Origin of the sequence: Ahrensia sp. 13_GOM-1096m, from assembly GCF_000620605.1 — a bacterium.
Taxonomy (GTDB): Bacteria; Pseudomonadota; Alphaproteobacteria; order Rhizobiales; family Rhizobiaceae; genus Ahrensia; species Ahrensia kielensis.
In genome coordinates, this window is sequence record NZ_JIAX01000006.1 from 20,469 (window position 1) to 45,404 (window position 24,936).

Annotated in this window: 25 protein-coding genes and 1 riboswitch; of the genes, 15 read left to right on the forward strand and 10 right to left on the reverse strand. The window is 48.8% G+C overall.

Features of this window, described 5'->3' with window-relative positions; all coding sequences use genetic code 11:
• Positions 1 to 15 precede the first annotated feature (15 nt).
• A riboswitch (cobalamin riboswitch) is annotated at positions 16 to 234 on the forward strand.
• A gap of 102 nt (positions 235 to 336) precedes the next feature.
• The 4 genes from N530_RS0100455 to N530_RS0100470 are packed head-to-tail and all read left to right on the forward strand — an operon-like array spanning position 337 to position 3,516.
• Entirely contained in the window at positions 337 to 750 is a 414-nt protein-coding gene (locus tag N530_RS0100455) for a DUF1636 domain-containing protein (protein WP_035266022.1), read from the forward strand.
• Positions 747 to 1,532: an ABC transporter ATP-binding protein gene (locus N530_RS0100460; protein WP_026479073.1), complete on the forward strand. Its 786-nt coding sequence runs from the start codon at positions 747 to 749 to the stop codon at positions 1,530 to 1,532. Before N530_RS0100455 ends, N530_RS0100460 begins: the two co-directional genes overlap by 4 nt.
• A gap of 1 nt (position 1,533) precedes the next feature.
• Complete coding sequence (locus N530_RS0100465) at positions 1,534 to 2,472, forward strand: ABC transporter substrate-binding protein (protein ID WP_026479074.1); 939 nt, start codon at positions 1,534 to 1,536, stop codon at positions 2,470 to 2,472.
• Positions 2,473 to 2,475: 3 nt separating this feature from the next.
• Positions 2,476 to 3,516, forward strand: a complete 1,041-nt coding sequence (locus N530_RS0100470; RefSeq protein ID WP_026479075.1) for an iron ABC transporter permease — start codon at positions 2,476 to 2,478, stop codon at positions 3,514 to 3,516.
• A 16-nt stretch (positions 3,517 to 3,532) separates the two neighbouring features.
• On the opposite strand, the gene N530_RS0100475 is transcribed toward N530_RS0100470, so the two are convergent.
• The 7 genes from N530_RS0100475 to N530_RS0100505 all read right to left on the reverse strand — a co-directional run bounded on the left by N530_RS0100475 (position 3,533) and on the right by N530_RS0100505 (position 9,492).
• Positions 3,533 to 4,165, reverse strand: a complete 633-nt coding sequence (locus N530_RS0100475) for a bifunctional 2-polyprenyl-6-hydroxyphenol methylase/3-demethylubiquinol 3-O-methyltransferase UbiG (RefSeq protein ID WP_026479076.1) — start codon at positions 4,163 to 4,165, stop codon at positions 3,533 to 3,535.
• A gap of 103 nt (positions 4,166 to 4,268) precedes the next feature.
• Positions 4,269 to 4,487: a helix-turn-helix transcriptional regulator gene (locus N530_RS0100480; protein ID WP_026479077.1), complete on the reverse strand. Its 219-nt coding sequence runs from the start codon at positions 4,485 to 4,487 to the stop codon at positions 4,269 to 4,271.
• 3 nt (positions 4,488 to 4,490) lie between these two features.
• Positions 4,491 to 4,940, reverse strand: coding sequence for a hypothetical protein (locus N530_RS0100485; RefSeq protein WP_026479078.1), 450 nt, complete (start codon positions 4,938 to 4,940; stop codon positions 4,491 to 4,493).
• Between the two features lie 297 nt (positions 4,941 to 5,237).
• Positions 5,238 to 6,587: an NADP-specific glutamate dehydrogenase gene (gene gdhA, locus N530_RS0100490; protein ID WP_026479079.1), complete on the reverse strand. Its 1,350-nt coding sequence runs from the start codon at positions 6,585 to 6,587 to the stop codon at positions 5,238 to 5,240.
• A complete protein-coding gene (locus N530_RS0100495; RefSeq protein WP_026479080.1) occupies positions 6,584 to 6,823 on the reverse strand; it encodes a hypothetical protein in 240 nt (79 codons plus the stop codon). The genes gdhA and N530_RS0100495 overlap by 4 nt, the downstream gene beginning before the upstream one ends.
• A 130-nt stretch (positions 6,824 to 6,953) precedes the next feature.
• Complete coding sequence (locus tag N530_RS0100500; protein WP_026479081.1) at positions 6,954 to 8,609, reverse strand: FAD-binding dehydrogenase; 1,656 nt, start codon at positions 8,607 to 8,609, stop codon at positions 6,954 to 6,956.
• A gap of 22 nt (positions 8,610 to 8,631) precedes the next feature.
• Positions 8,632 to 9,492: a bile acid:sodium symporter family protein gene (locus tag N530_RS0100505; RefSeq protein ID WP_026479082.1), complete on the reverse strand. Its 861-nt coding sequence runs from the start codon at positions 9,490 to 9,492 to the stop codon at positions 8,632 to 8,634.
• A 320-nt stretch (positions 9,493 to 9,812) separates the two neighbouring features.
• On the opposite strand from N530_RS0100505, the gene N530_RS0100510 reads away from it, so the two are divergent.
• The 3 genes from N530_RS0100510 (at position 9,813) to tdh (ending at position 12,682) form a co-directional block, all read left to right on the forward strand.
• Positions 9,813 to 10,370, forward strand: a complete 558-nt coding sequence (locus N530_RS0100510; protein ID WP_211097808.1) for a helix-turn-helix domain-containing protein — start codon at positions 9,813 to 9,815, stop codon at positions 10,368 to 10,370.
• Positions 10,371 to 10,460: 90 nt separating this feature from the next.
• Entirely contained in the window at positions 10,461 to 11,648 is a 1,188-nt protein-coding gene (locus N530_RS0100515; RefSeq protein ID WP_026479084.1) for a glycine C-acetyltransferase, read from the forward strand.
• Complete coding sequence (gene tdh / locus N530_RS0100520; RefSeq protein ID WP_026479085.1) at positions 11,645 to 12,682, forward strand: L-threonine 3-dehydrogenase; 1,038 nt, start codon at positions 11,645 to 11,647, stop codon at positions 12,680 to 12,682. Before N530_RS0100515 ends, tdh begins: the two co-directional genes overlap by 4 nt.
• Before the next feature lie 41 nt (positions 12,683 to 12,723).
• On the opposite strand, the gene N530_RS0100525 is transcribed toward tdh, so the two are convergent.
• Positions 12,724 to 13,425: a GntR family transcriptional regulator gene (locus N530_RS0100525; RefSeq protein ID WP_026479086.1), complete on the reverse strand. Its 702-nt coding sequence runs from the start codon at positions 13,423 to 13,425 to the stop codon at positions 12,724 to 12,726.
• The gene (locus tag N530_RS0100530) at positions 13,422 to 14,786 is read right to left on the reverse strand and encodes a formimidoylglutamate deiminase (protein ID WP_026479087.1); all 1,365 of its coding nucleotides are present in this window, start codon (positions 14,784 to 14,786) and stop codon (positions 13,422 to 13,424) included. The genes N530_RS0100525 and N530_RS0100530 overlap by 4 nt, the downstream gene beginning before the upstream one ends.
• 73 nt (positions 14,787 to 14,859) lie before the next feature.
• On the opposite strand from N530_RS0100530, the gene hutI reads away from it, so the two are divergent.
• The 8 genes from hutI (at position 14,860) to N530_RS0100570 (ending at position 23,704) form a co-directional block, all read left to right on the forward strand.
• Entirely contained in the window at positions 14,860 to 16,053 is a 1,194-nt protein-coding gene (gene hutI, locus N530_RS0100535; protein WP_026479088.1) for an imidazolonepropionase, read from the forward strand.
• Positions 16,050 to 17,591, forward strand: a complete 1,542-nt coding sequence (gene hutH, locus N530_RS0100540) for a histidine ammonia-lyase (protein WP_026479089.1) — start codon at positions 16,050 to 16,052, stop codon at positions 17,589 to 17,591. Before hutI ends, hutH begins: the two co-directional genes overlap by 4 nt.
• On the forward strand, positions 17,588 to 18,388 hold the full coding sequence (gene hutG, locus N530_RS0100545) for an N-formylglutamate deformylase (RefSeq protein ID WP_026479090.1): 801 nt from the start codon (positions 17,588 to 17,590) through the stop codon (positions 18,386 to 18,388). The genes hutH and hutG overlap by 4 nt, the downstream gene beginning before the upstream one ends.
• On the forward strand, positions 18,385 to 20,061 hold the full coding sequence (gene hutU / locus N530_RS0100550) for a urocanate hydratase (protein ID WP_018689029.1): 1,677 nt from the start codon (positions 18,385 to 18,387) through the stop codon (positions 20,059 to 20,061). The genes hutG and hutU overlap by 4 nt, the downstream gene beginning before the upstream one ends.
• A gap of 69 nt (positions 20,062 to 20,130) precedes the next feature.
• Positions 20,131 to 20,472, forward strand: coding sequence for a RidA family protein (locus N530_RS0100555; protein ID WP_026479091.1), 342 nt, complete (start codon positions 20,131 to 20,133; stop codon positions 20,470 to 20,472).
• Between the two features lie 29 nt (positions 20,473 to 20,501).
• Positions 20,502 to 21,596 carry a TRAP transporter substrate-binding protein gene (locus N530_RS0100560; protein WP_018689027.1) on the forward strand — a complete coding sequence of 365 codons (1,095 nt, stop codon included), beginning with the start codon at positions 20,502 to 20,504 and terminating at the stop codon, positions 21,594 to 21,596.
• 57 nt (positions 21,597 to 21,653) lie between these two features.
• Positions 21,654 to 22,157 carry a TRAP transporter small permease subunit gene (locus N530_RS0100565; protein WP_026479092.1) on the forward strand — a complete coding sequence of 168 codons (504 nt, stop codon included), beginning with the start codon at positions 21,654 to 21,656 and terminating at the stop codon, positions 22,155 to 22,157.
• Positions 22,154 to 23,704 carry a TRAP transporter large permease subunit gene (locus N530_RS0100570; protein ID WP_026479093.1) on the forward strand — a complete coding sequence of 517 codons (1,551 nt, stop codon included), beginning with the start codon at positions 22,154 to 22,156 and terminating at the stop codon, positions 23,702 to 23,704. The genes N530_RS0100565 and N530_RS0100570 overlap by 4 nt, the downstream gene beginning before the upstream one ends.
• A gap of 37 nt (positions 23,705 to 23,741) precedes the next feature.
• Here the strand turns inward: N530_RS0100570 and N530_RS0100575 are convergent, their stop codons facing one another.
• Entirely contained in the window at positions 23,742 to 24,773 is a 1,032-nt protein-coding gene (locus N530_RS0100575; RefSeq protein WP_026479094.1) for a LacI family DNA-binding transcriptional regulator, read from the reverse strand.
• Positions 24,774 to 24,936 lie beyond the last annotated feature (163 nt).

Here is a 24,936-nt window from a genome sequence, read left to right on the forward strand (position 1 = left end):
GCCAAACGGATATTCTGACAGAACTCTTTATATGGTTCTGCGTACCCTTAAACGGGGAGCAGATTAAAAGGGAACATGGTGAGGTGTAGCCAACAGGCGCTAAATCCATGACTGCCCCCGCAACTGTGAGCGGTGAGTAACCTTGAGTTTGACCACTGAAACAAATGTTTCGGGAAGGTTCGAGGGAGCTGAGACCCGCAAGTCAGGAGACCTGCCATGTCAGATCAATTCAACCTGGGCGGGGTGTCCCAGCAAGGAGCATGGACATGTATAGCCGGTTCACCGGATCATCGTCAGTGATTACTTGCGCGCCTCCTGCTCATTGCGGAGGGCATCATGGCCCATTCAAAAAAATCAAATCATCGCATTACCGTTTGTGTCTCATGTAGACATAAAAATACAGATTGCCGGCCGGGCTACGAGCTAATTGAGCAATTGCGTAAAGCTATTGACGCTGCAGGCGATGCTGTATGTGAGGATTTTTCTGTTTCAGGTGTTGCCTGTATGGCGGGTTGTAGCCGCCCATGCACGGTCGCCTATCACGGTTCGAAAAAAGCGACTTATCTTTTTGGCGATATAGATCCCAATGAAGATATCGACGACCTTATCGCATTCGCAAATCAATACGCACATCTACAAGATGGATGGTGTTCTTCTACCGATAGGCCCGGCAAATTGCGCCATTCTACACTGGCGCGTGTGCCAGCGGCCATGATTGCGAATGAAGAGATGGAACAGGTTTTACAATGAGCGCAGCAAAGCTGAACGTAATGAATGCGTGCTGGAATACACGCAGCGGCGACCCAATTTTAAAGCCGCTCTCTTTAAGCTTGAATGCTGGGCGCGTCATGGGTGTTGTTGGCGCTAATGGCGCAGGTAAGTCCACATTTCTGCGCTTGCTGTATCGCTACCTAAAACCGTCGCAAGGGTCTATCGAGATTGATGGGCGTGACATCTGGTCATTGTCACCAAGGCTGGTTGCTCAAAATGTTGCGGCCGTTTTGCAAGAGCAGCCGACAGACTTTGCGCTGACGGTAAAAGAGATCGTTGAATTGGGGCGCACGCCATATCGCAGCGTATTATCAACGAAGAGCGAAAATGACTCTACCATTATAGATTCAGCACTGCGTAAACTTGAACTTTCGGAGTTCGCAAGTCGTCGCTTTGGCACTTTGTCAGGCGGTGAACGTCAACGCGCAATGGTGGCCAGAGCGCTCGCGCAAGAGCCAAGCCTGCTTATCCTTGATGAGCCTACCAATCACCTCGACATTAGGCATCAGTTAGAAATCATAGAGCTCATTCGCGATCTGGATATGACCATTGTTACCAGCTTACATGATTTGAACATGGCGGCAGGTGTCTGCGACGAGATTTTGCTTCTAAAGCAAGGTTCTGTACTTGCATTCGGGCCGCCTCAAACGGTGCTGACCAATCAATCGGTTTCCTATGCATTTAATGTTTCTGCACAATCCGAAAAGCTCATGCCTACCGATCGTCTTCATTTTACTTACACATTGATGGGAAGAACCTGACATGAATAAAACTGTACTCAGCCTTGCCGTATTGGCATTCACTTCAGCGGCCGCAATCGCCGAAACGACCGTTCAAAGTTGTAACCGCACGGTTACTTTTGATGCGGCACCAAAGCGCGCAGTTTCACATGATGTCAATTTGACCGAAATGATGTTGGTGCTGGGCCTTGCAGATCGTATGGTCGGTTATTCAGGTATTTCCGGCTGGACAAAGTTGGATGAAGAAATGCGGGCTGGCGTTAAAGAATTGCCCGAGCTTGCAAAGAAATATCCAACAAAAGAAGTCCTTATAGGCGCTGAAGCGGACTTCCTTTTCGCTGGTTGGAACTACGGCATGAAGGTTGGCGGTGAAGTGACGCCAGACACGCTGGAGCCATTCGGCATCAAGGTCTACGAGTTGACAGAGAGCTGCATTCATATCGGTGAAAAACCGAAAGTATCTATGGATGACATGTATAATGACTTGCTCAATCTCGGTAAAATTTTCGAGGTAGAAGAGCGCACACAAGAGCTTGTGGACGGCTATAAATCTGAACTTGAGGCAATTACCAAAACCTTGAAACAGGGTGCCACACCACCGCGCGTATTTGTATATGACAGCGGAGAAAGTACGCCGTTTACAGCGGGCCGATACGCCATACCAACGGCAATGATAGAAGCAGCCGGCGGGGTCAATATTCTTGAAGACCTTGAAAAAAGTTGGACAACGATAGGCTGGGAAGCTGTTGTTGAACGAAACCCAGAAATAATAGTGATCGTGAATTATGGCGATGTAACAGCCAAACAAAAGCGCGAATTCATGATGTCAAATCCAGCCTTTGCCAATCTTGATGCTGTGAAAAACGACCGCTTCATTGTTCTGGAATATATTGAGGCAACGCCGGGGCCTCGCAACATTAAAGCAATTAAAAAGCTCGCTTCTGCTTTTGGGAATAATTAGGCCATGAGCCAAGCAAGCAGTATAAAATCTCTACATGCATTGCCTGTGGTCTGGATCGCAGGTTTTATCGTGTTGCTGATTTCGGTAACATTTGCAATCAACGTTGGTGCCGTTTCTATCGCATCATCAACTGTTTGGGGTGTGCTGGCCAACAAACTCTATCCTGGTTTGATAAACGTAACATGGTCAGCAGGCCGTGAAGCGATTGTTTGGGATATTCGTTTTCCGCGAGCATTGTTAGCTGCAATGGTTGGCGCAGGGCTGGCCTTGGTCGGCGCCAGTCTCCAAGCGGTCACACGCAATCCTTTGGCCGATCCTCACTTGCTTGGCATTTCATCGGGCGGTGCTTTCGGCGCTATTTTGGCGCTTCTGCATACGGGGTTGTTTTTGGGTTTGCTCACCGTGCCATTATTGGCGTTTGCCGGTTCTCTTGCTGCAACGGCGATTGTTCTTGGCGTGGCACGTGTAGCAGACGCATCAACGGCAGACCGCTTGGTGTTAACAGGCGTTGCAGTCTCATTCATCGTTATGGCTCTTGCCAATGTTCTTATCTTCCTTGGCGACCCACGCGCGACGCATACTGTAGTTTTCTGGATGTTAGGCGGCCTTGGTCTCGCACAATGGTCTCAGCTGGTTTATCCGGCAGTTGTACTTGCAACGTGCGGCTTCTGGCTATGGGTGCGCGCAGCACAGCTCAATGCGATGACAATTGGCGACGAAACTGCGTCAACGCTTGGTATATCGGTTGCGCGGTTTAGATTGGAAATTTTCGTGATCGGTGCCCTGATCACAGGCGTGATGGTCGCATTTTCTGGCGTGATTGGATTTGTCGGCCTCATGGTGCCGCATGTTGTGCGCATGTTGGTCGGCGGCGATTATTACCGCGTTTTACCCATCAGCGCACTTGTCGGAGCGATCTTTCTTCTTTGGGCAGACATTATCGCGCGCACAATTATGGCACCAGAAGATATGCCCATCGGTATCGTTACCGGCCTGATCGGCGGGATATTCTTTGTCTGGTTGCTAAGACGCAATAGAATGTGAAGCAGCTCATGCTCAGTTAAACAGGTTTCCTTGCGACGATGAATACAGTCGCATCGTCTTTTGGGCGCCATGTGCTTTCAATTGTAAAGCCATGAGCCTTCATGCGTTCTGCCAATTCATCTGCTTTCAGCGGTAACACTTTTGGGAGTAAGCCAAGAGCACCAAAGGGCGCTAATGCAAGGTAAATAAAGGCACTCATATCGCCGAGACATACTGTTGATGAGAAAAAATATGCGCCGGGCTTCATCAATTTATGAACCTGCTCCAGCGCATCATCAAGATCGGGTAGCAAGTGAAGAATCGACATGCCGAGCACGGCATCATAGCGAGACCCGTTCTGTGGTTGGGGCCAATCTTGCAAAGTGGAAATGGAAAATTTCACATTCTGAATTTCCTCGGCGCTTGCCTTTTCGTTTGCAATCGCAATCATTTCAGATGAAAAATCAATCGCGTCAATATGTGATACACGTGGTGCATGGATGAGTGACGTTGTGCCGCTTCCGCAGCCAAACTCAAAAACCGTATCTGTGGGCTGTAAATAGCTCGCTGTAATGTCCAGTTTGTGCTGGTAGGATTTGGTATCTTTTACGCGGCGGCGTGCATAACCACGCGCCATAAAATTCCAAAACCGTGCAGGGTGAATAAGCATGTGAGTATCCTTTTAAACCACGCGTTTTCACCTGATCTATTCAGATCATAGGAAACACAAGGCCGTATGATAGTTGATTGAATCCATTTTGAACGCAGCGCTATCAGACGGCGTCTTCAATGTTGAACACTTCTTCCAGGGGCTTGCCAAAGACGCGTGAAATCAAAATTGCTAACTCAAGCGTAGGGGAATATTTGGCGTTTTCTATAGCAACAATTGTTTGGCGCGTTACGCCCACTTTTTCAGCTAAATCTTTTTGTGTCATTTCATTGGCGTCAAAACGAAGACGCCTAAGATTATTGGTGATGGTTAATTTGGCCATGTTTTAATAACCCCGCCGATAACTAATAAATTTTACAAAATCGGCAGTGAGCGAACCGAGCGCCATAGAAAAATAAATAATGTTGAACCCAACAACGGCAGACCAGCCCAAAGCAAGGGCAAGAATGGATGCGACAAACCCCAGCCCAATCAGCATGACGATGGCCATAGTGCCGCGTTGTTCAAACATCTTGTCACGTTCATCGACCAGAAGACTTGGGTTTTCATTTCCAGTTATAATGCCGTAGCCAATGTTAAATAAAATGGTGCCGATAATCGTAATAATGATCCCAATCGGAATCATCCAGACCACCATTTGCGCCCAAATATTAATGGCATCTGGTCCATCGAATTGACCTGCGGCGTTCATCTCAAAAAGCCGGAAGATGATGTAACCATTTACAGTTAAGCCGACAATGATCGACACGATATTGTTGCGATCTTGATAGTTCATGTGAGCCCTCGTCGAAAAGAAATGTTTTTGATAAGTCAATTATCTTCGACGGTAGGTATGAAATAAATTACACTATGTCAAATATTATTTACACGTCATGTGTTGTGCTGATGATTGTTATCAGGCTTGAAATGAAGTTATGGACGTCGTGTGGTGACGCATTTACCTTGCACTAATATGGAGTGCACGCGGTGCATGGATGAGTTCTGTTGTGCCGTTTCAGCGGATTATAATATTAGCCCTAGCAGATGCACCGCGCCATTAATCTGTAGTCAAAACCTATAATAGATATCCTGATCAGATCACGCCCATGGCACGCATTGCCTCTGCAACCCGCACAAAGCCGGCAATGTTTGCACCAATAACATAATCACCCGGTGCGTCATATTCCTCGGCAGTCTGCGCGCAAGCATCGTGGATATTATGCATTATTTCCGCAAGGCGATCTTCGGTCTTTTCAAATGTCCAACTATCGCGGCTTGCATTTTGCTGCATTTCAAGTGCCGATGTAGCAACTCCTCCCGCATTTGCTGCTTTGCCAGGTGCAAACATAATGTTTGCCTCTTGGAAGAGCCTTACCGCTTCAGGCTTACAAGGCATATTGGCCCCTTCGGCAACGACCATGATGCCGTTCTTTATCAAGGTTTTGGCATCATCCGCGTTCAACTCATTTTGGGTTGCGCAAGGCAAAGCAACCTCACAAGGCACATCCCATATCGACCCGCCTTTGATATAGCGGCAGCCTTCGCCTTTTAACTCGACATATTCAGCAATCCGGCCACGGCGAATTTCTTTGATTTCTTTAATTAGGTTAAGATCAATGCCAGCATCGTCCACCACATAACCATCGGAGTCTGAGCAAGCGACAACTTTGCCGCCAAACTTTTGGATTTTCTCTATTGCATAGATGGCAACATTGCCCGATCCAGAAACAACACATCTCTTGCCATCGAGATCAGACCCTTTCGTTTCCAGCATACGCTGAGTAAAATAAACAGTTCCAAAACCGGTTGCTTCTTTGCGCGCTCTTGATCCGCCAAAAGAAAGCCCTTTGCCAGTCAGAACGCCAGCTTCGTAACGGTTCGTCAGACGCTTATACATTCCAAACATGTAACCGACTTCACGCCCGCCCACGCCGATATCGCCAGCAGGCACATCAATATATTCGCCAATATGGCGATGTAACTCGATCATAAAAGACTGGCAAAAGCGCATAATCTCACGGTCAGAACGCCCTCTCGGGTTGAAATCGGAGCCGCCTTTACCGCCACCGATAGGAAGCCCCGTAAGCGCGTTTTTAAAGGTTTGTTCAAATCCTAAAAACTTGATGATACCGATGTTCACTGATGGGTGAAAACGGATGCCACCTTTATAAGGGCCAAGAGCAGAATTAAACTGAACACGAAAACCGCGGTTAATCCGAACCTGTCCGCTGTCATCGATCCAAGGTACGCGGAAAATAATCTGACGCTCCGGTTCGCAAATGCGTTCAATCAGAGCTTCTTCAGAATATTCTGGATGTTTTGTAATTACGCGACCAAGACTTTCAAGAACTTCACGGGCTGCTTGGTGAAACTCGGGCTCTCCAGCATTGCGGAGCTGTACCGTGTTGAGAATTGGCTGTAATTTACTATCAAGAAGATTCATTTGCTGACATAGCCTTGTTGTTTTGTAATCGTTTTTGATCCACGCAAAGTTCTAAAGAGTGCGGTACGAAAAACGTAGTACTCAACCAAGCCAGATCTATAAAAAATCAACATGCATATCATCGCCCCATATTCGTCAAGGTCAGTTTCAGCTCTTTCAATCGTTGATGAAAAATAATGCCAATTGTTTGAAAGAGCGTCGGAACCTAGCCAAGCAGAACCAAGAAAGCGCTTCATTGCCCGCGTTCTCACTGCATATCTCAGTCAAGGGCATTTGGTTGCGTCTTGTGGCTACGCAATTAAAAATTGCAAAACATATCTGCAGCAATCACATTTACGTGTTTCTCATGCCGATTGGAAAGTTTAATTAAACGATGGTGTCCGACCTACCTGCTTGCCTGCCCGAAAAAATACACCCGCCCAAAAAGGTGCCCTCAAGCGCGTTATAGCCGTGATAACCGCCGCCGCCAAAACCGGCGACCTCGCCTGCTGCAAACAATCCGGCAATCGGTTCACCCGCAGCGTTGAGCATTTGGCTGTTGAGGTCGGTCTTCAAACCACCGAGCGTTTTACGGGTGATGATGTTTAGTTTTATGCCGATCAAAGGCCCGTTCGCAGGATCAAGAATTTTATGCGGTTTGGCCGTTCTTTGATATTTGTCACCGCGATATTTGCGAGCGGCATGGATCGCCATGATTTGCGCGTCCTTGCTAAAAGGGTTGTCCATTTGCGCATCGCGGGCTTTGATTTCGGCTTCTATCTTGTCAAATGGCAACAAGGCATTGCCTTCGAGGGCGTTCATCTTGGCTATAAGTTCTGCCAAGGTTTCAGCCGTAACAAAATCCTCGCCATGCTCCTTGAAAGCTTCAACCGCGGGCGTCGCCTGCTTGTTGAAAATGCGCTGTTTGAAAACCTCTTTCCAGCTTTTTTGTTCAAAGTCAGGGTTTTGCTCTGAGCCGGAAAGTGCAAACTCTTTCTTGATGATTTTTTGCGAGGTGATGAACCATGAATAATCATAGCCCGTGTCAAGAATGGCTTTGAGTGTTCCAAGGCTGTCAAACCCAGGCAAGGCTGGCGGTGCAAATCGGTTCCCCTCAGCATCAAACCACATGGATGATGGGCCGGGCAAAATGCGTATGCCGTGATTGGGCCAGATCGGGTTCCAGTTTTTCACGCCCTCGGTATAATGCCACATACGATCACTATTAATCAGGTGCCCGCCAGCTTGCTGGCTGATTGACACCATGCGGCCATCCACATGGGCGGGAACACCGCAAAGCATGTTCTTGGGTGCAGGGCCAAGTCTGTCGGTCGGCCATGATTTGCGCACCAGATCGGCATTGCCGCCAATACCGCCAGACGTGATAATGACCGAGGCAGCGCGCAGTTCAAAATCGGCAACAATATCGCGGTTCGTCGATTGACCGCGAAGGCTGTTATCAGGGGCAAGTACCTCACCCGCAACGCCCTTTGCAGCACCATTTTCCATGATGATATTTGAACAGCGATGTCTGAATTTGAGTGTGATACGTCCAGCTTTTTCATGTTCGCGCACACGGCGCACAAACGGCTCTTGCGTGCCTAGACCAACGCCCCATGTTAAATGAAAGCGCGGCACCGAATTGCCATGGCCGGAAGCAAAGCCGCCGCCGCGTTCGGCCCAACCAACAATTGGAAACCAACGCATACCCATATTGTAAAGCCACGGGCGCATTTCTCCAGCAGCAAAATCCACATAGGCTTCGGCCCATTTTCGTGGCCAATGATCCTCGGGTCTGTCAAATTGTGCAGAGCCAAACCAGTCTTGCATCGCAAGCGCGCGACTGTCCTTGATACCCATACGTCGTTGTTCGGGTGTGTCGACCAACATCAATCCGCCAAGAGACCAGAATGCTTGTCCGCCTAGAAAAGCCTCTGGCTCCTGATCAATGATTGTTACGGATTTGCCGCGGTCAGCCAACTCAGCTGCCGCGACGAGACCAGCAAGTCCTGCACCGACAATAATGACGTCTGAATGTTCCATCTAAGTTTCCTTATTAACAAGGCTAGCTCATGCGGCGATAGACAAAAACGATTGGTAGAACGACCAGATACATAACAATGCTGTATATGGCCGATGGCAATGCATAGGCACTCATACCGACACCGCCGCCAACAATGATTGCCGCAACAGCAATGCCGAGTGTGCCGTTTTGAACGCCTGTCTCAATAGAAATTGTTTTGGCTTCAATTTGGCTTCGGCCCAGCAGACGCGCCATGAAATAACCAGCTACACTTAGAACGGCCACCAATGTGGCTGTCGCTGGACCTAGTAACCAGAAATTTTCAACAAACAGCGTCCAGTTCGCGGCAACAGCGGCGATGACGATAATCACAAACAAAGCAACAGCGATTTTCGATATTATGGGTTCGCTACGTATCATGGCCGTTGAAAATAATGACTTAAGTGTCATGCCAATAACAATGGGCACAACGGTTAAAGCAAATACGGCCATGCTCGCCGACACAATACTAATCTGCGGCGCGCTTTCGCCCATAAATGTGCTCAGAGAAAAACCTAAGATAATAGGTACGGTTATCATACTAACGATGCTGATCACTGCGGTAAGCGAAACCGACAAAGCGACATCACCCTTAGCCATGCGCGTGATGATATTACTGGTCACGCCGCCCGGGCACGATGCAAGAATCATAAAGCCAACGGCAATTTCAGCCTTGATGCCAAAGCTGACGACAAGAAAATATGTAACGACTGGAAGTAGAATAATTTGGCTAAATGCACCGACTAAAAATGCGAGTGGTTGTTGGCCAACCCTAATAAAGTCCTTGATGGTCAAGCCTAAGCCAAGTGAAAACATAATGAATGCCAACCCTAATGGCAGCACGACCGATACAAGTATTCCCATTTAAGCCCCCCCCCCAGCTGTTCGTCTCGATGTAATTATGAGCAGATTAAACTTTGAAAAGAGAGTTCCTTTAATCTGTTGTTTGAGACTATGCAGCCTGCTTGCAGTATTACAAGCGACATTTGTTAATGCTGCCTAGTAAGGTTTGGTTTGGATGCTTTTACTGCACCCATGAAATCACGTCTTGAGCGGCTCATCTGGTGTGCATAGCAGTAGGCGTTATCTGTTCTGATTGTGTGAGGTTGATACAGCGAGCATTTTCGCAAGCCTGCAAATGAAGCTATGGACGAAATGTGGCGACGCATCTATCTTGCATCATTATGGAAAGAACAGATGAAATATTGACGCTATTGCCTGCGCGCTTGAAAGAGGCGCGCCGTGCAAAGGGGCTGTCATTGGATGCTGTCACCAAGCTATCGGGCGTGTCGCGAAGCATGGTGAGTCAAATCGAGCGCGGTGAATCATCGCCGACTATATCGACACTGTGGAACCTGACGCGCGCGTTGCAGGTTGATTTTGCTGGATTGCTTGCCGATAGCCAAGGTGATCGCATTGAGGTGTTGCGCGGCGATGCTGTGCCAACGATTGAAAATCATGGCAATGGTTGCGCTATCCGTATTTTATCGCCGCCCGAAGAAGCTGGAAAGCATGAAGTTTATGAACTTCGCTTTGAGGCCGGCGGCGTGCTCGCCAGCCAGCCACATACCGCAGGTACGCGTGAGCATTTAACTCTTATTGAAGGTAAGCTGACGGTTGCCAGTGGATTGGCGAGCGATCATCTGATCGCTGGAGATACGGCGCGTTATCCAGCCGACGTTGAGCACAGCATTTCGGCTGATGAACCTTCCAGAGCCTTTTTAGTTGTGCAACATGGGTAGCGGCGTGATAACGGATTAATATCCGATATATTGAAATTTCTGTTTCACACGAATATCCATTGTGGTATTGGTGGGAAAACGGAGGTGAATATGAGCCAAGCATTTCTGAAACATATTAACGACACCCTTGCGCAAATTGATGCGGATGGGATGATGAAGCGCGAACGCATGATAACGTCGCCGCAGGGCGCAGAAATAAGCGTGGGCGGACGGCAGGTTATCAATCTTTGTGCCAATAATTATTTGGGCCTTGCCGATCATCCTGACCTTATCACCGCTGCAAAAGCTGCAATGGATCATCAAGGCTTTGGCATGGCTTCTGTTCGCTTTATTTGCGGCACCCAAGATCTTCATAGGGAACTTGAAACGCAGCTGGCGCAATTTTTAAATCAAGATGACAGCATATTGTTTGCAGCATGTTTCGATGCCAATGGCGGGCTTTTTGAGCCGCTCTTAGGACCAGAAGATGCGATTATATCTGATGCGTTGAACCACGCTTCTATTATTGACGGTATTCGTTTGTGCAAAGCAAAGCGTTATCGCTATGCCAATTCAGATATGAATGATCTTGAAGACCAGCTTAAGGCTGCCAAGGCTGATGGTGCGCGTTTCATCATGATTGCAACCGATGGCGTGTTTTCGATGGATGGTTATCTGGCCAATCTTCCAGACATTAAAAAGCTAGCTGAAAAATACGGCGCTTTAGTTATGGTCGACGATTGCCACGCAACAGGTTTCATGGGGCCAAAAGGCGCTGGTATGCCAGCACATTTTGGTGTTGATGTTGACATTGTAACGGGCACACTCGGCAAGGCGCTTGGCGGCGCTGTTGGTGGCTATATTGCAGGCCCGCAGCCAGTTATTGATTTATTGCGACAGCGCTCGCGTCCTTATTTGTTTTCCAACTCCTTGCCACCTGCCATTGTTGCTGCGGGAATAGAAGCGCTGCGTTTGGTGAGGGAGGGCGATGACCTTCGCGCTAAGCTTTTTGAAAATGCAGCCTATTGGCGGGCGGGTCTGACACGTCTTGGTTTTGATATTTTGCCGGGCGAACATCCGATTATTCCGGTGATGTTGGGCGATGCGCAGCGCACACAAGATATGGCACAGCGATTGTTTGAAGAAGGCGTTTATGTCAGCGGGTTTTTCTTTCCTGTTGTGCCGCGCGAGCAAGCGCGTATCCGCACGCAGATGAATGCAGCACTAACACGCGACGAGCTTGATCGTGCGCTACATGCGTTTGAAGTTGCAGGCAAAGCAATTGGAGCGCTCACATGACCAATGAAATGAAAGCGCTTGTCAAAGCAGAGCCGCGCGAAGGACTATGGCTACAAACAGCACCTGTGCCGGAAATTGGTCCTGACGATGTTCTGATCAAAATAAATAAAACCGGAATTTGCGGTACTGATATTCATATTTGGAACTGGGATGAATGGGCGCAAAAAACCGTGCCTGTGCCGTTGATAACAGGGCATGAATTTGCCGGTGAGATCGTTGAACTCGGCCGTGATGTCAAGGATATTCAGTTAGGGCAGCGCTGTAGCGGTGAAGGGCACTTGATCGGAAAGCACTCGCGGCAAAGCCGCGCTGGGAAATTCCACCTCGATCCTGAAACAAGAGGAATTGGCGTTAACGAGCAGGGCGCATTTGCGCAATATCTTCGCTTGCCTGCCTTTAATGTGGTGCCACTTCCCGATGAAATAAGCGATGATATTGGTGCAATCCTCGACCCGCTTGGCAATGCTGTTCATACGGCGTTGAGCTTTGATTTGGTGGGTGAGGATGTGCTGGTAACTGGTGCTGGCCCGATAGGCATAATGGCAGCAGCCGTTGCTCGCCATGCCGGTGCGCGTAATGTCGTGATTACAGATGTAAATGCGGAGCGTTTGGCATTGGCCGCCAAGGTTGCAGATGTGCACCCCGTCAATGTCGCAAAAGAAGATTTAAACGACATCAAAGCAAAATTAAAAATGAAGCAAGGATTTGATGTTGGGCTTGAAATGTCCGGCAATCAAACGGCGCTTGATCAAATGATTGAGGCGATGGTTATGGGCGGCCGCATTGCGATGCTCGGTATTCCGCCCGGTAAAAGTCCTGTGGATTGGAGCCGTATCGTTTTCAAAGCAATCACGATTAAGGGTGTTTATGGCCGCGAAATTTTTGAAACATGGTACAAAATGATCGCGATGCTGCAAAACGGTTTGGATGTATCAGGTGTGCTTACACATCGTTTCAAAGTGGATGATTTTGAGCAAGGTTTTGCCGCAATGAAATCGGGGCAATCCGGTAAGGTGGTCTTGGATTGGCGGTAGCATTTGATTGAAAGAGTGCTGATTATCTCTGACGAGTAAAATTAGATTTCTGTATGTATTCTGTAGCCTGGTGCAAAGACGAGCCGCACAGATGTAATCGCGCCTTCTTTTTCCCAAGTGCTTCTGTCTATCACGAATAGGCCTTCGCCTGTTTTGCAGGACAGCATTTCCGCTTCAAAAGCGCCCGCGCAAAGAGCAGAAAAAGCAATGTCGCCGGATGTGAAGGGAATGTTTTCGACAAGCCATTCATTGGGGCTTTGCTTGGAAAAATCGACATCGCGAACAGCTGGAACAACATTGGAGTTGATCCAGCGATTTTCAAAGACATAGGGCTCACCATTGGCCATATGCAGGCCAACAATGTGTAAGATTTTTTCATCTGGTTTAAGGCGCATACGGGCGGCCATGTCGCGGGGCGGAACGACAGTTTCGGTGCTGACAAGCGCATAGCGATAAGCATAACCTTTGCCTGTGATTTCCTTACGAATAATCGGAATATCAAGTGTTGCTTTGCGCACTGGATGGGTGGCAACACGCGTTCCAGCTTTGCGCCGCCGCTCCAGCAGGCCTGTGTCTGCAAGGTTTTGTAATGCGCGGTTCACAGTTGCCCGCGCACACCCAAATTCACTGGCAAGCTGGGCTTCATTCGGAATTAAATCGCCAGGCTTCCATAATTTGGAATTGATCCTATTGAGAACCTCTTGCTGAACCGATTGCCAGTTTTTGATTGCAGTTCCAGTCAAATTGCGTCTCCGAGTTGGCGCATAATTTCCTTGAAACGGTTTGTAATTTTCTCACGTTTCATATGTGCCCCATTGGTTACCACATGGCGGCCAGCAGACCAGACTTCTTTTACCATGCGGTCATCGCCAGCAAAAATATAAGTATCAAGAATAGTGTCACCGCTCTTGGCCGCCAGATCAACGCAGTCATAATCCAATGCGATCAAATCAGCCAGATAGTCCTTGGCAATGACGCCGCATTTTCTGCCTGCTGCAATCGCGCCGCCATGATTGGCAGCTTCAAATAATCTACGTCCGGTGGATAAGTTCGGCGTTGCTAATGCTGCACGCGTATTATCACGCAGGCGCTGGGAATAATCCAAAGTGCGCAGTTCTTCGCTAAGCGAAATGCGGATATTTGAATCAGAGCCAATGGCAATTGCGCCATTTTCGTTAAACCACCTAACGCCGTCAAATGTACCATCGCCAAGGCTGGACTCAGTTATAGGGCAAAGTCCGGCAACGGCGCCCGACTGCGCTAGTCCTGCGGTTTCATGTGGTTCCATTTGAGTGCAATGGATCAAGCACCAGTTTGGGCCGGGTTCACAGTTTTCCAAAAACCATTCGACAGGGCGTGCACCATAATGCGATTTTACTTCTTCGACTTCGGGAATTTGCTCTGCAAGATGCATATGGATTGGATGATTGCCAGCAAGTTCCAAAGCTTGTTTTATATCTTCTGGTGCGACAGCGCGAAGGCTGTGCGGCGCAAGACCAAAGGTGCAGTCATTTGGCATCAAGCCAATAATGCCGCGCGCCTGATCGTGAAGTTTTGCGAAACGCTCAAAATCATTGCCAAATCGAATTTGTCCCGCGCCGAGCGGACGCTTGTCGCAGCCGCCATATTGATAATGCACGGGCAGCAGCGTTAGGCCAATACCGGTAAGCGATGCTGCGGCGGCAATACGCTCAGACATTTCGGCAAGGTTGGCATAGGGTGTGCCGCCAGCTTGGTGGTGCAGATAATGAAATTCAACATTGGTTGCATAGCCCGCTTCCAACATTTCCATCTGAACAAAGGCTGCAATGCCTTCCACATGATCGGGCGTTAGTCGGTCCAAAAAGCGGAACATCAATTGACGCCATGTCCAAAATGAATCGGAAGGGTCAGGTCCACGCCGTTCGGTAAGCCCTGCCATAGCCCGTTGAAACGCATGGCTGTGCACGTTTGGTGGTGCGGGCAGAAGAACGCCCACTTTCGTGCCTTCTTCCGGTTGATCCTTTGTCGCCGAGATAATTTTACCACGCGTATCAAATTCAACTCGGACATCATTTGCCCAGCCATCTGCAAGCAAAGCTGTTTTGGCCCAAATCACGGTCATAAAATTCCTCCTTGACAGTTTATTATGTGCAGACATATAAATTATTGGAGCGCACTTAACAACGGTAAAATTTATGCTTCTGACCAACGCTACACTTGCCACGATGCATCAAGGCACCCCTTATGGGTTGCTCAAAAATGGTGCTGTTCTTGTTAAAGGGCGCATGATCGAGTGGGTTGGAGCGGGCGATGATCTTCCAAGTGAAGCAAGCGGTCATGAGAAAATTGATCTTGAAGGGCGGCTGATAACCCCCGGCTTAATCGACTGCCACACGCACATTGTTCATGGCGGCAACCGCGCCAATGAATTCGAAATGCGTTTAAATGGCGCGTCCTATGAAGAGGTCGCAAGAGCTGGCGGCGGCATTGTTTCAACCGTCACAGCAACCCGACAAGCTGATGAAGCGGCCTTGCTTGAGGATGCTTTAAAACGTGTTGATGCTTTGCTGGGTGAAGGTGTCACGACGATTGAAATAAAATCCGGTTATGGTTTGGATTTAGAGACCGAACTTAAAATGTTGCGTGTGGCGCGCAGCATTGAAAAACACCGTGAAATTACCGTCAAAACAAGTTTCCTTGGTGCGCATGCTGTGCCTGCGGAATATAGCGGAAACGCCGATACTTATATTGATGAAGTTTGTATCCCCGCACTTGAAACTGCGCATGCAGAAGGATTGGTGGATGCGGTCGATGGCTTTTGCGAAGGCATTGCTTTTTCGCCAGATCAAATTCGCCGCGTATTTGAAAAAGCGAACGCCTTGGGCATTCGCGTAAAACTTCACGCTGAGCAATTGTCTAACCTTGGCGGCACGCAGCTTGCGGCAGAATTCGGCGCGCTGTCTGCCGATCATTTGGAATATGCCAATGATGACGATGCTGCTGCAATGGCAAAAAGCGGAAGTGTTGCTGTTATTTTGCCCGGCGCATATTACACAATTCGTGAAACTCAAGCGCCGCCAATTGAAGCTTTTCGTAAGCACAAAGTTCCGATGGCGTTAGCGACAGACTGCAACCCTGGATCATCGCCAATAACCTCACTGTTATTGACCATGAATATGGCTTGCACATTGTTTAGAATGACACCGCAAGAAGCCCTTGAAGGCATCACGCACAATGCGGCTCTAGCGCTGGGCATTGATGATGCTGGTGTCATCAAAGCTGGCACCAGAGCTGACCTTGCCACTTGGGATATCGAGCATCCTGCCGAACTATCTTATCGCATTGGATTTAACCCGCTTTACAAACGTATGTTTGGAGGAAAACTATGAGCCTCGTTCTGACACCCGGATCAGCAACACTTTCTCAGTTGCGAGAAATCTGGATGAACAATCTATCGGTTACGCTTGATCCATCAGCGCAGCCCGCGATTAAGAAAGCCGCAGAGCTTGTTGCTAAATGCGCGGCCGGAACTGAGGCGGTTTATGGCGTGAATACCGGTTTTGGTAAACTCGCCAGTATGAAGATTAAACCTGAAGACACAGCCCAGCTTCAGCGTAACCTTGTGCTTTCGCATTGCTGCGGCGTTGGCGAACCGTTGGAAATTTCCACCACGCGTTTGATGATGGTTTTAAAATTACTCTCCTTAGGGCGCGGCGCATCAGGTGTATCATTGGAAACCATTTCGATGATCGAGAACATGCTTGAGAAAAGCGTAACACCTGTTGTTCCAGTTCAAGGTTCTGTCGGCGCGTCTGGCGATCTTGCACCGCTTGCCCATATGGCGGCCGCGATGATCGGCGAGGGCGAAGCATATTTTCAAAATGAAAGAATGACGGCGGCCGAAGCGCTGAAAAAAGCGGGCATGGCACCGCATGTGCTTGGTCCCAAAGAAGGTCTTGGTCTGATCAATGGAACGCAGTTTTCAACAGCATGCGCCTTGGTTGGCTTGTTTGAAGCGCGCAATAATTTGCAGCAATGTCTTGTGTCCGCATCATTGTCGACTGACGCAATCATGGGATCAACAGCGCCCTTGCTAGAAGAAATTCATGCGCTACGCGGTCATCGTGGTCAAATTCTGGTTGCTGCAGCAATGCGCGAATTGATGGCTGGCTCAGAAATTAGAGAAAGCCACCGCGAAGGCGATACACGTGTGCAAGACCCTTATTGTATCCGTTGCCAGCCACAGGTATCGGGCGCAGCGCTTGATCTGTTGGATTTTGCGGGACGCACATTAGAGATTGAGGCAAACGCTGTTTCAGATAATCCGCTGGTTTTGGTTGAAAGCGGTTTGATTGTTTCAGGTGGTAATTTCCATGCCGAGCCGGTGGCATTCGCAGCCGATCAAATTGCAATTGCGATCGCTGAAATTGGTGCCATTGCACAGCGCCGTGTCGCGTTGATGGTTGACCCGACACTCTCGCATGATTTGCCGCCATTTTTGACACCTGAGCCGGGCCTTAACTCAGGCTTTATGATTGCGGAAGTGACAACTGCAGCATTGATGAGTGAGAACAAGCATCTGGCTAATCCATGTTCAACGGATTCAACGCCGACATCAGCCAACCAAGAAGATCATGTTTCTATGGCAGCCCATGGCGCAAGGCGCTTGCTGCGTATGAATGCCAATCTGAATGTGATCATAGGGGTGGAGATGCTGTGTGCAGCTCAAGGAATTGAGTTCCGCGCGCCGCTCAAAACCAGCCCAGAATTGCAAAATGTAATTAAACGCATTCGCGCTGATATTCCTGCGGTCAAAGATGATCGCTTTATGGCGAGTGATTTGAAGTCTGTAACAGAGTTAGTACAGGCTGGTGCGTTGTCTCAAGCTGCAGGGCTAATGGCCTCGATTGATGAGGTGGCTGCATGAAGCCGGTAGACGTCAAACAAGGCGGCGGCCCTATTGTTCTGGGGCTTCCCCACACAGGCACATTTGTTCCAAAGCCCATCTATGATGAGTTGACGGATTTAGGTAAAACGCTTGCTGATACCGACTGGCATATTGATCGCCTTTATGAGGGCCTGTCATCAGATGTAACCTCAGTGCGCGCTTTGTTTCACCGCTATGTTGTTGATGCCAATCGTGACCCATCCGGCGTTAGTCTTTATCCAGGGCAGAACACGACCGGACTGGTTCCTTTGACGGATTTTGATGGTGAGCGCTTATGGCTCAACGATCCAACAAGTGCTGAAATTGAAGAGCGTAGATTAGCATGGCATGCTGTATATCATGCAGCGCTTGAGGCTGAATTGAAGCGTGTCCATGCGATACATGGTTTCGTGATCCTATATGATTGCCATTCTATTCGCTCAAACATCCCATTTCTTTTTGATGGAACACTTCCCGATTTCAATATTGGCACAAATGGTGGCTTAACCTGTGATACAATCATTGAGAAAACAGTCGTAGATATTTGTAAAAACGCAGACGGTTTCACCAGCGTTCTCAATGGCCGCTTCAAAGGTGGTTGGACCACGCGCCACTACGGAAAACCTGCTGAAGGCTTCCACGCTATTCAGATGGAATTGGCACAAGCCAACTATCTAGAAACAGAGCAATTGCCTTTCGATTATGATGCGCACAAGGCCAAGCGCCTGCGTGTCCATCTTGATGATATTTTAAAACAACTCGAAAAATTTTCACCTGCACAGGGAGAAAGAACATGAACACGCCGATCAATCCACGACACAATCAACGCGATATTTATCCGCCGACCGGAACTGAGATCACCTGCAAGAGCTGGTTGACCGAAGCGCCAATGCGCATGTTGATGAATAATCTACATCCCGATGTCGCGGAAAACCCACATGAACTGGTTGTTTATGGCGGCATAGGGCGCGCGGCCCGTACATGGAAGGATTTCGACCTTATCGTTGATAGCCTCAAAAAGCTGAATGAAGATGAGACCTTGCTTGTTCAATCAGGTAAGCCCGTTGCGGTTGTTAAAACCCATGTGGATGCACCGCGCGTCTTGATCGCCAATTCAAACTTGGTGCCGCATTGGGCCAATTGGGATCATTTTAATGAACTCGATAAAAAAGGTCTGGCGATGTATGGCCAGATGACTGCTGGATCATGGATTTACATCGGCAGCCAAGGCATCGTGCAAGGAACATACGAAACTTTCGCCGAAGCAGGGCGTCAGCATTATAATGGTGATTTGACTGGCAAGTGGATATTGACCGGCGGCCTTGGCGGCATGGGCGGCGCGCAACCATTGGCAGCTGTCATGGCCGGCGCTTGCTGTCTGGCGGTTGAGTGTAATCCTGACAGCATCGATTTCCGTCTTCGCACCCGTTACATTGATGAAAAAACAGAAAGCCTTGATGAGGCACTGGAATTGATTGAGCGCTGGACGAAGGCCGGTGAAGCAAAATCTGTTGCGCTATTGGGTAATGCTGCAGATATTTTCCCTGAACTATACAAGCGCGGTATCCGTCCTGATATCGTAACGGACCAGACCAGCGCGCACGATCCAATCAATGGATATTTGCCGCAAGGTTGGACAATGGCTGAGTGGCGTGAAAAGCGCGAAAGCGCTCCCAAAGAAGTTGAAAAAGCTGCTCGCGCCAGCATGAAAATTCATGTCAAAGCAATGGTGGATTTCTGGAATGCTGGTGTCCCGACACTCGATTATGGCAACAATATTCGTCAGGTCGCATTGGATGAAGGCCTAGAAGATGCGTTTGCATTCCCCGGCTTTGTTCCAGCTTACATAAGGCCTCTTTTCTGCCGCGGCATCGGCCCCTTCCGTTGGTGTGCATTGTCTGGTGATCCAGAGGATATTTATAAAACCGATGCCAAGATGAAAGAGCTGTTTCCCGATAATGAGCATTTGCACAATTGGCTGGATATGGCGCGTGATCGCATTGCGTTTCAGGGCCTGCCAGCTCGTATTTGTTGGATCGGCTTGGGCGACAGGCACAAAGCCGGATTAGCGTTCAATGAAATGGTGGCATCTGGTGAATTGAAAGCGCCTGTTGTCATTGGCCGCGATCATCTTGATTCAGGCTCCGTTGCCTCTCCCAACCGTGAAACAGAGGCCATGAAAGATGGCTCTGATGCGGTGTCTGATTGGCCGCTTCTCAATGCATTGGTCAACACAGCTTCGGGTGCAACTTGGGTATCCATTCACCACGGCGGCGGCGTTGGCATGGGGTTCTCACAGCATTCAGGTGTTGTGATTTGTGCCGATGGCACCGAGGCTGCGGCAAAGCGGTTGGAAAGAGTTCTTTGGAATGATCCAGCGTCCGGTGTTTGGCGTCATGCAGACGCAGGATATGAGGAAGCCATTGAGTGCGCGCGTGAACATAACCTTAATCTTCCAGCTATTCTCTAATCGCGCTGGCGATAGACTCTCAGCAAGTTTGAGGGTTAGCTGAGCGCATTAATGAAAAAAGGACATGAGATGATCGAGCGGATTGAAACCAATGCAAGAGCATCAAAAATAGTGAAGTATAATGGCGTGGCTTACCTCACCGGACAGGTGGGGGAAGGTGCAACGATCCAAGACCAGACCAAAGAATGTCTATCACGTGTTGATGCGCTTTTAAGCCAAGCAGGATCGTCACGCGAAAAAATACTTCGTGCTACGATCTGGCTTGCAGATATGAGCGATTTTAACGGATTAAACGAAGTTTGGAATGCATGGGTGCCAGAAGGCTTTGCGCCAGCGCGTGCATGCGGTGAAGCAAAGCTTGCACGGCCAGAACTAAAAGTCGAAATTATAATCGACGCTGCATATGACTGAATAATAACTGAAACTGGAGGAGTAAAGTTATGAAAAGAAGACAATTTATCACAACAGGACTTGCAGGGGCGGCTGCCGCTTCAACAATGGGTCTGGCTGCGCCGGCAATCGCGCAAGATATACGTCAGTGGAAAATGGTAACGGCATGGCCGAAAAATTTACCTGGCCCAGGCGTTGCAGCGCAAATGCTTGCTGACCGTATTACGGCTCTTTCTGGTGGCCGAATTGAAGTGAAGCTATTTGCTGCGGGTGAACTGGTTCCAGGCAACGGCGTGTTTGATGCCGTTAGCGAAGGAACTGCTGAACTCTACCATGCTGTGCCAGCTTATTGGGGTTCAAAGTCAAAAGGTATTTTGATGTTTGGTTCCCAGCCATTTGGTTTGCGCGCTGACGAGCAAGTCGGTTGGCTTGCCCATGGCGGCGGCCAAGAACTCTATGATGAAATGTATGGCCGTTTTGATTTGAAGCCATTTCTGTGTGGCAACTCTGGCCCGCAGTGGCAGGGTTGGTTTAAAAATGAGCTGAACTCGGTCGAAGATTTGAAAGGCTTGAAATTCCGCACCACAGGCCTTGCTTCGGAGATGTGTTCAAAGCTTGGTATGGCTGTTCAGGCTATGGGTGGCCGCGATATGTTTCAGGCGCTTCAATCCGGCGCTCTTGATGCTGGTGAATTTATCGGCCCTTGGTCTGATAGTGCGCTTGGCTTCCATCAAGTTGCCAAGAATTACTATTGGCCAGGTGTTGGCGAGCCTTCTTCTGCAGAAGAATGTGCGGTTAACGCGAAGGTATATAATGAATTGCCAGATGATCTGAAAATGGCCGTTAGCCTTGCGTGTGAAAGCCTCTACAACCCCGTCTGGACTGAATACACAACCAAGCATGCGCTTGCGCTTAAAAAGCTGGTTGATGAAGAAGGTGTTCAGGTCAAAAAGCTGCCTGACGATATTATCGCCGCGATGGGCAAAGCGGGCGAAGAAGTAATTTCTGATTTGCGCGATGATGATGATGAGTTGGTCAAGCGTATTGCTGAAAGCTTCGTTGCTTACCGCGATTCAGTTGGCCGCTACATGGTCTATGCCGATAACGGTCAAATGAACGCACGCGCATCTGTGCTGAATTACTGATTATAAAATCATTGCCGGCGACGTCAAAGTCGCCGGCATTTTGCCTTGGGAGAAGCAATGCAGAAGTTGATTGGAAGATTAGACGCCATCAATCGTAATGTGGGATTGGTTGTGCGTTGGGCTGCGATCCTTATGGTTCTCATTCAGTTCGCCATTGTTCTGTTTCGCTACGTTTTTGGCTTCAGCAGCATTGCTGTCAATGAAAGCGTTTTATACCTTCACTCGACGCTATTTATGTTGGGTGCTGGATATACGCTTCTGGTCGACGACCATGTGCGTGTCGATATTTTCTACGCAAATTCCGATATAAAACGAAAAGCCACCATTGATATATTCGGGCATCTCGTCTTGCTTATTCCTTCAATGGCCATTCTTGCTTATTGGTCGTGGCCTTCGGTCGCCAATTCATGGAAAATTTTGGAAGGCCCGATTTCTGTCGGCGGCATTCCTGCTTCCTTCTTGCTGAAATCGCTTATTCCAGCTTTTTGCGGCTTGCTCATTATACAATCCATATCATGCCTATTGGCAAATATTCTGCGTCGCAGAGGAGAAGCTTTGTGACCTTGCCACTTGATCTTCTTATGTTTGCAGCCCTTATCGGCTGTATCCTTATGGGCTTTCCCGTATCGTTCAGTATTTCAGGCATTGCGATCATTTTTGCCTTTCTTGGGTGGCTGACTGGTACAATGGATATCAGTCTTCTGGGCGCACTTGGGCAACGCGTGTTTGGTGTTCTAACCAATAGCGTTCTTATCGCCATTCCATTATTTGTCTTTATGGGTGTTGTGCTTGAAAAAAGCCGGATCGCCGAAGAGCTACTGGAAACGATGGGGCAATTGTTCGGCGGCCTGCGCGGCGGGCTTGGATTGTCTGTTGTTATTGTGGGCGCAATGCTTGCGGCCTCAACTGGCATTGTGGGTGCAACGGTTATCGCGATGGGATTGATCGCTTTGCCGACCATGTTGCGCAGTGGATATAATCCCAGATTAGCGTCTGGCATTGTGTGTACGTCCGGCACGTTAGGACAAATTATTCCGCCATCAACATTGCTGATCATCCTGTCAGATGTGATGTCTAACTCGTTTCAGCAAGCGCAATATGCGCAAGGCAAATTTAATATTGAGACAATTTCGGTCGGGCAAATTTTTGCTGGTGCATTACTGCCAGGCTTTATGCTGGTTTCGATCTATATAATTTACATACTGCTCCGGGCTTGGTTCATACCTACCGATGCGCCAGCAGCAACCGATCTGATGGAAAAGCCATCGCGTGAAGCAATCTTTACAGCTGTCGTGCCGCCGATCCTGTTGATCATAGCGGTGCTGGGTGCAATTCTTGGCGGCGTGGCAACACCAACCGAGGCTGCATCTGTCGGCGCTATGGGCGCATTGCTTATGGCTGGACACCGAAGCGGTGGCTCCGTGAAATTGATCTTGTTCGGCGCAGCAGCACTGTTTTTTCTAGGTATTGCTGCTGGTATTGCGCCTGTACGTTTCCAGCGTAATGATCTGGAAATTACAGACTTTCTATTGGGCGGCGTTTATATCATTCTTGCGATCATAGGCGTTGCAGCAATCATAGTTTCGCTTAGTCGTGCATGGCGCTCTGGTATCTTGCTACCTGCAATGACACAAACCATGACTGTCACGTCGATGATCTTTGCAACCATTGTGACGGCCAGTATTTTTTCGCTCGTTTTTATCGGCCTTGGCGGTGAAGAGCGGGTCGAAGAGTTTCTAGGACTTATGCCGGGTGGTCCTCAAGGGGCGTTGCTCTTCTGCATGGTGTTGATCTTTGTTCTAGGCTTCTTCCTGGATTTTGTTGAGATCACGGTAATCTTGCTTCCGTTGATTATCCCGCCGCTGATCTTGATGGGTCATGATCCTTATTGGTTGGCAATTTTGGTTGCGATCAATTTGCAGACATCGTTTTTAACGCCGCCTTTTGGGTTTTCTTTATTCTACCTGCGCGGTGCTGCGCCTAAGGAAATTACGACCGGTATGATCTATGCAGGTGTTGCGCCATTTATCGGTCTGCAACTGTTAGGCATGATGATAATTTGGTTCGTCCCTTCAATCGCCAATTGGCTGCCCACTGTTCTTTATTAAGAACGAACAGCATTGCTCGATGCGTATAAGGCGCGTTTTAAAACTGCGTTCTTGGGCCAGCACATGAGCTGCGCACAATGAGATCACCGTGCAAAAGAGCGCTCTCGATAGGAATGCTCCGATCAGGCAAATTATCCAGCAAATGGTTCATGGCCATTTCGCCGATTTGGCTGCGGGGCTGACGAATAGTCGTGAGCGACGGTGTTACATTGCTCGCAAAAGGTATGTCATCAAAGCCTATGACTGAGAAATCTTTTGGCACAGTGAGGCCGCGTGATTGAATAGCGCTAATCGCGCCGATGGCCGTATTGTCATTGTAGCAAAAAAATGCGGTCGGCAGAGTATCCTTGATAAACAGGCGTTCAATCGCAGCGCGCCCGCCTTCGCTTGTACCGTTTCCGCTAACTTTCCAAACCAAACTTTCGTCAAAAGCATTGGCAAGCGCCGCGCAATATCCTTGGTGGCGAAGCTCTGAAATCGTGTCCCCTTGCGGGCCTGAAATATAGGCGATGCGTCGGTGGCCAAGCGAAATTAAATACTCAACGGCGAGCTTCGAGGCGCTAAAATTATCAACGCCAACATAGCTTACATCGGCGTGGTCAATCGGGTGAGAGACAGACACCATAGGGGGCAATCTTTTCGCTGGACCGTGCCGCCAAGAAGACGTTGGCATGCTTCCTGTAAGCAATATCAAGCCATCGGCCATGCCAGATGCCATAAAGCGCGTGTAGTTTTCTTCCAGTTCAACATTGCCTTCGGTCGATCCAATAAGTAACCCGTAGCCGCGCGTATTTGCGACCCGCTCTAGTCCGGTTAAAATACCTGGAAAATTGGAATCAGAAATTGAACGCGCCAGCACCATGACCATCTTGGACCGCTGCATGCGAAGGTTTTGCGCCATTGCGTTTGCGCGGTAGCCTGTGCGTGCAATCGCTGCTGTAACTTTCTTGCGGGTGCTCTCAGATACTTTTTCCGGTAGGTGCAAAGCGCGGCTAACCGTTGCAATCGATACACCTGCAAGTTTTGCTACATCATCGATGGTCGCTTGTTTTGCAGGGATTTTATCCAATGCCGTTCCTTCGCTTTAATGGGTTTGAATTATGCCCAATCAAATCAGTTTAATCTATTGTATGCGTGCCGTGTCGAAAAAAGCATTCTTTTCCACTGCCAATAGAGTCTGAGGTGGTTATGTAAAGGTTTACATCACCAATGAAAAGGTTTACATGAGTTTG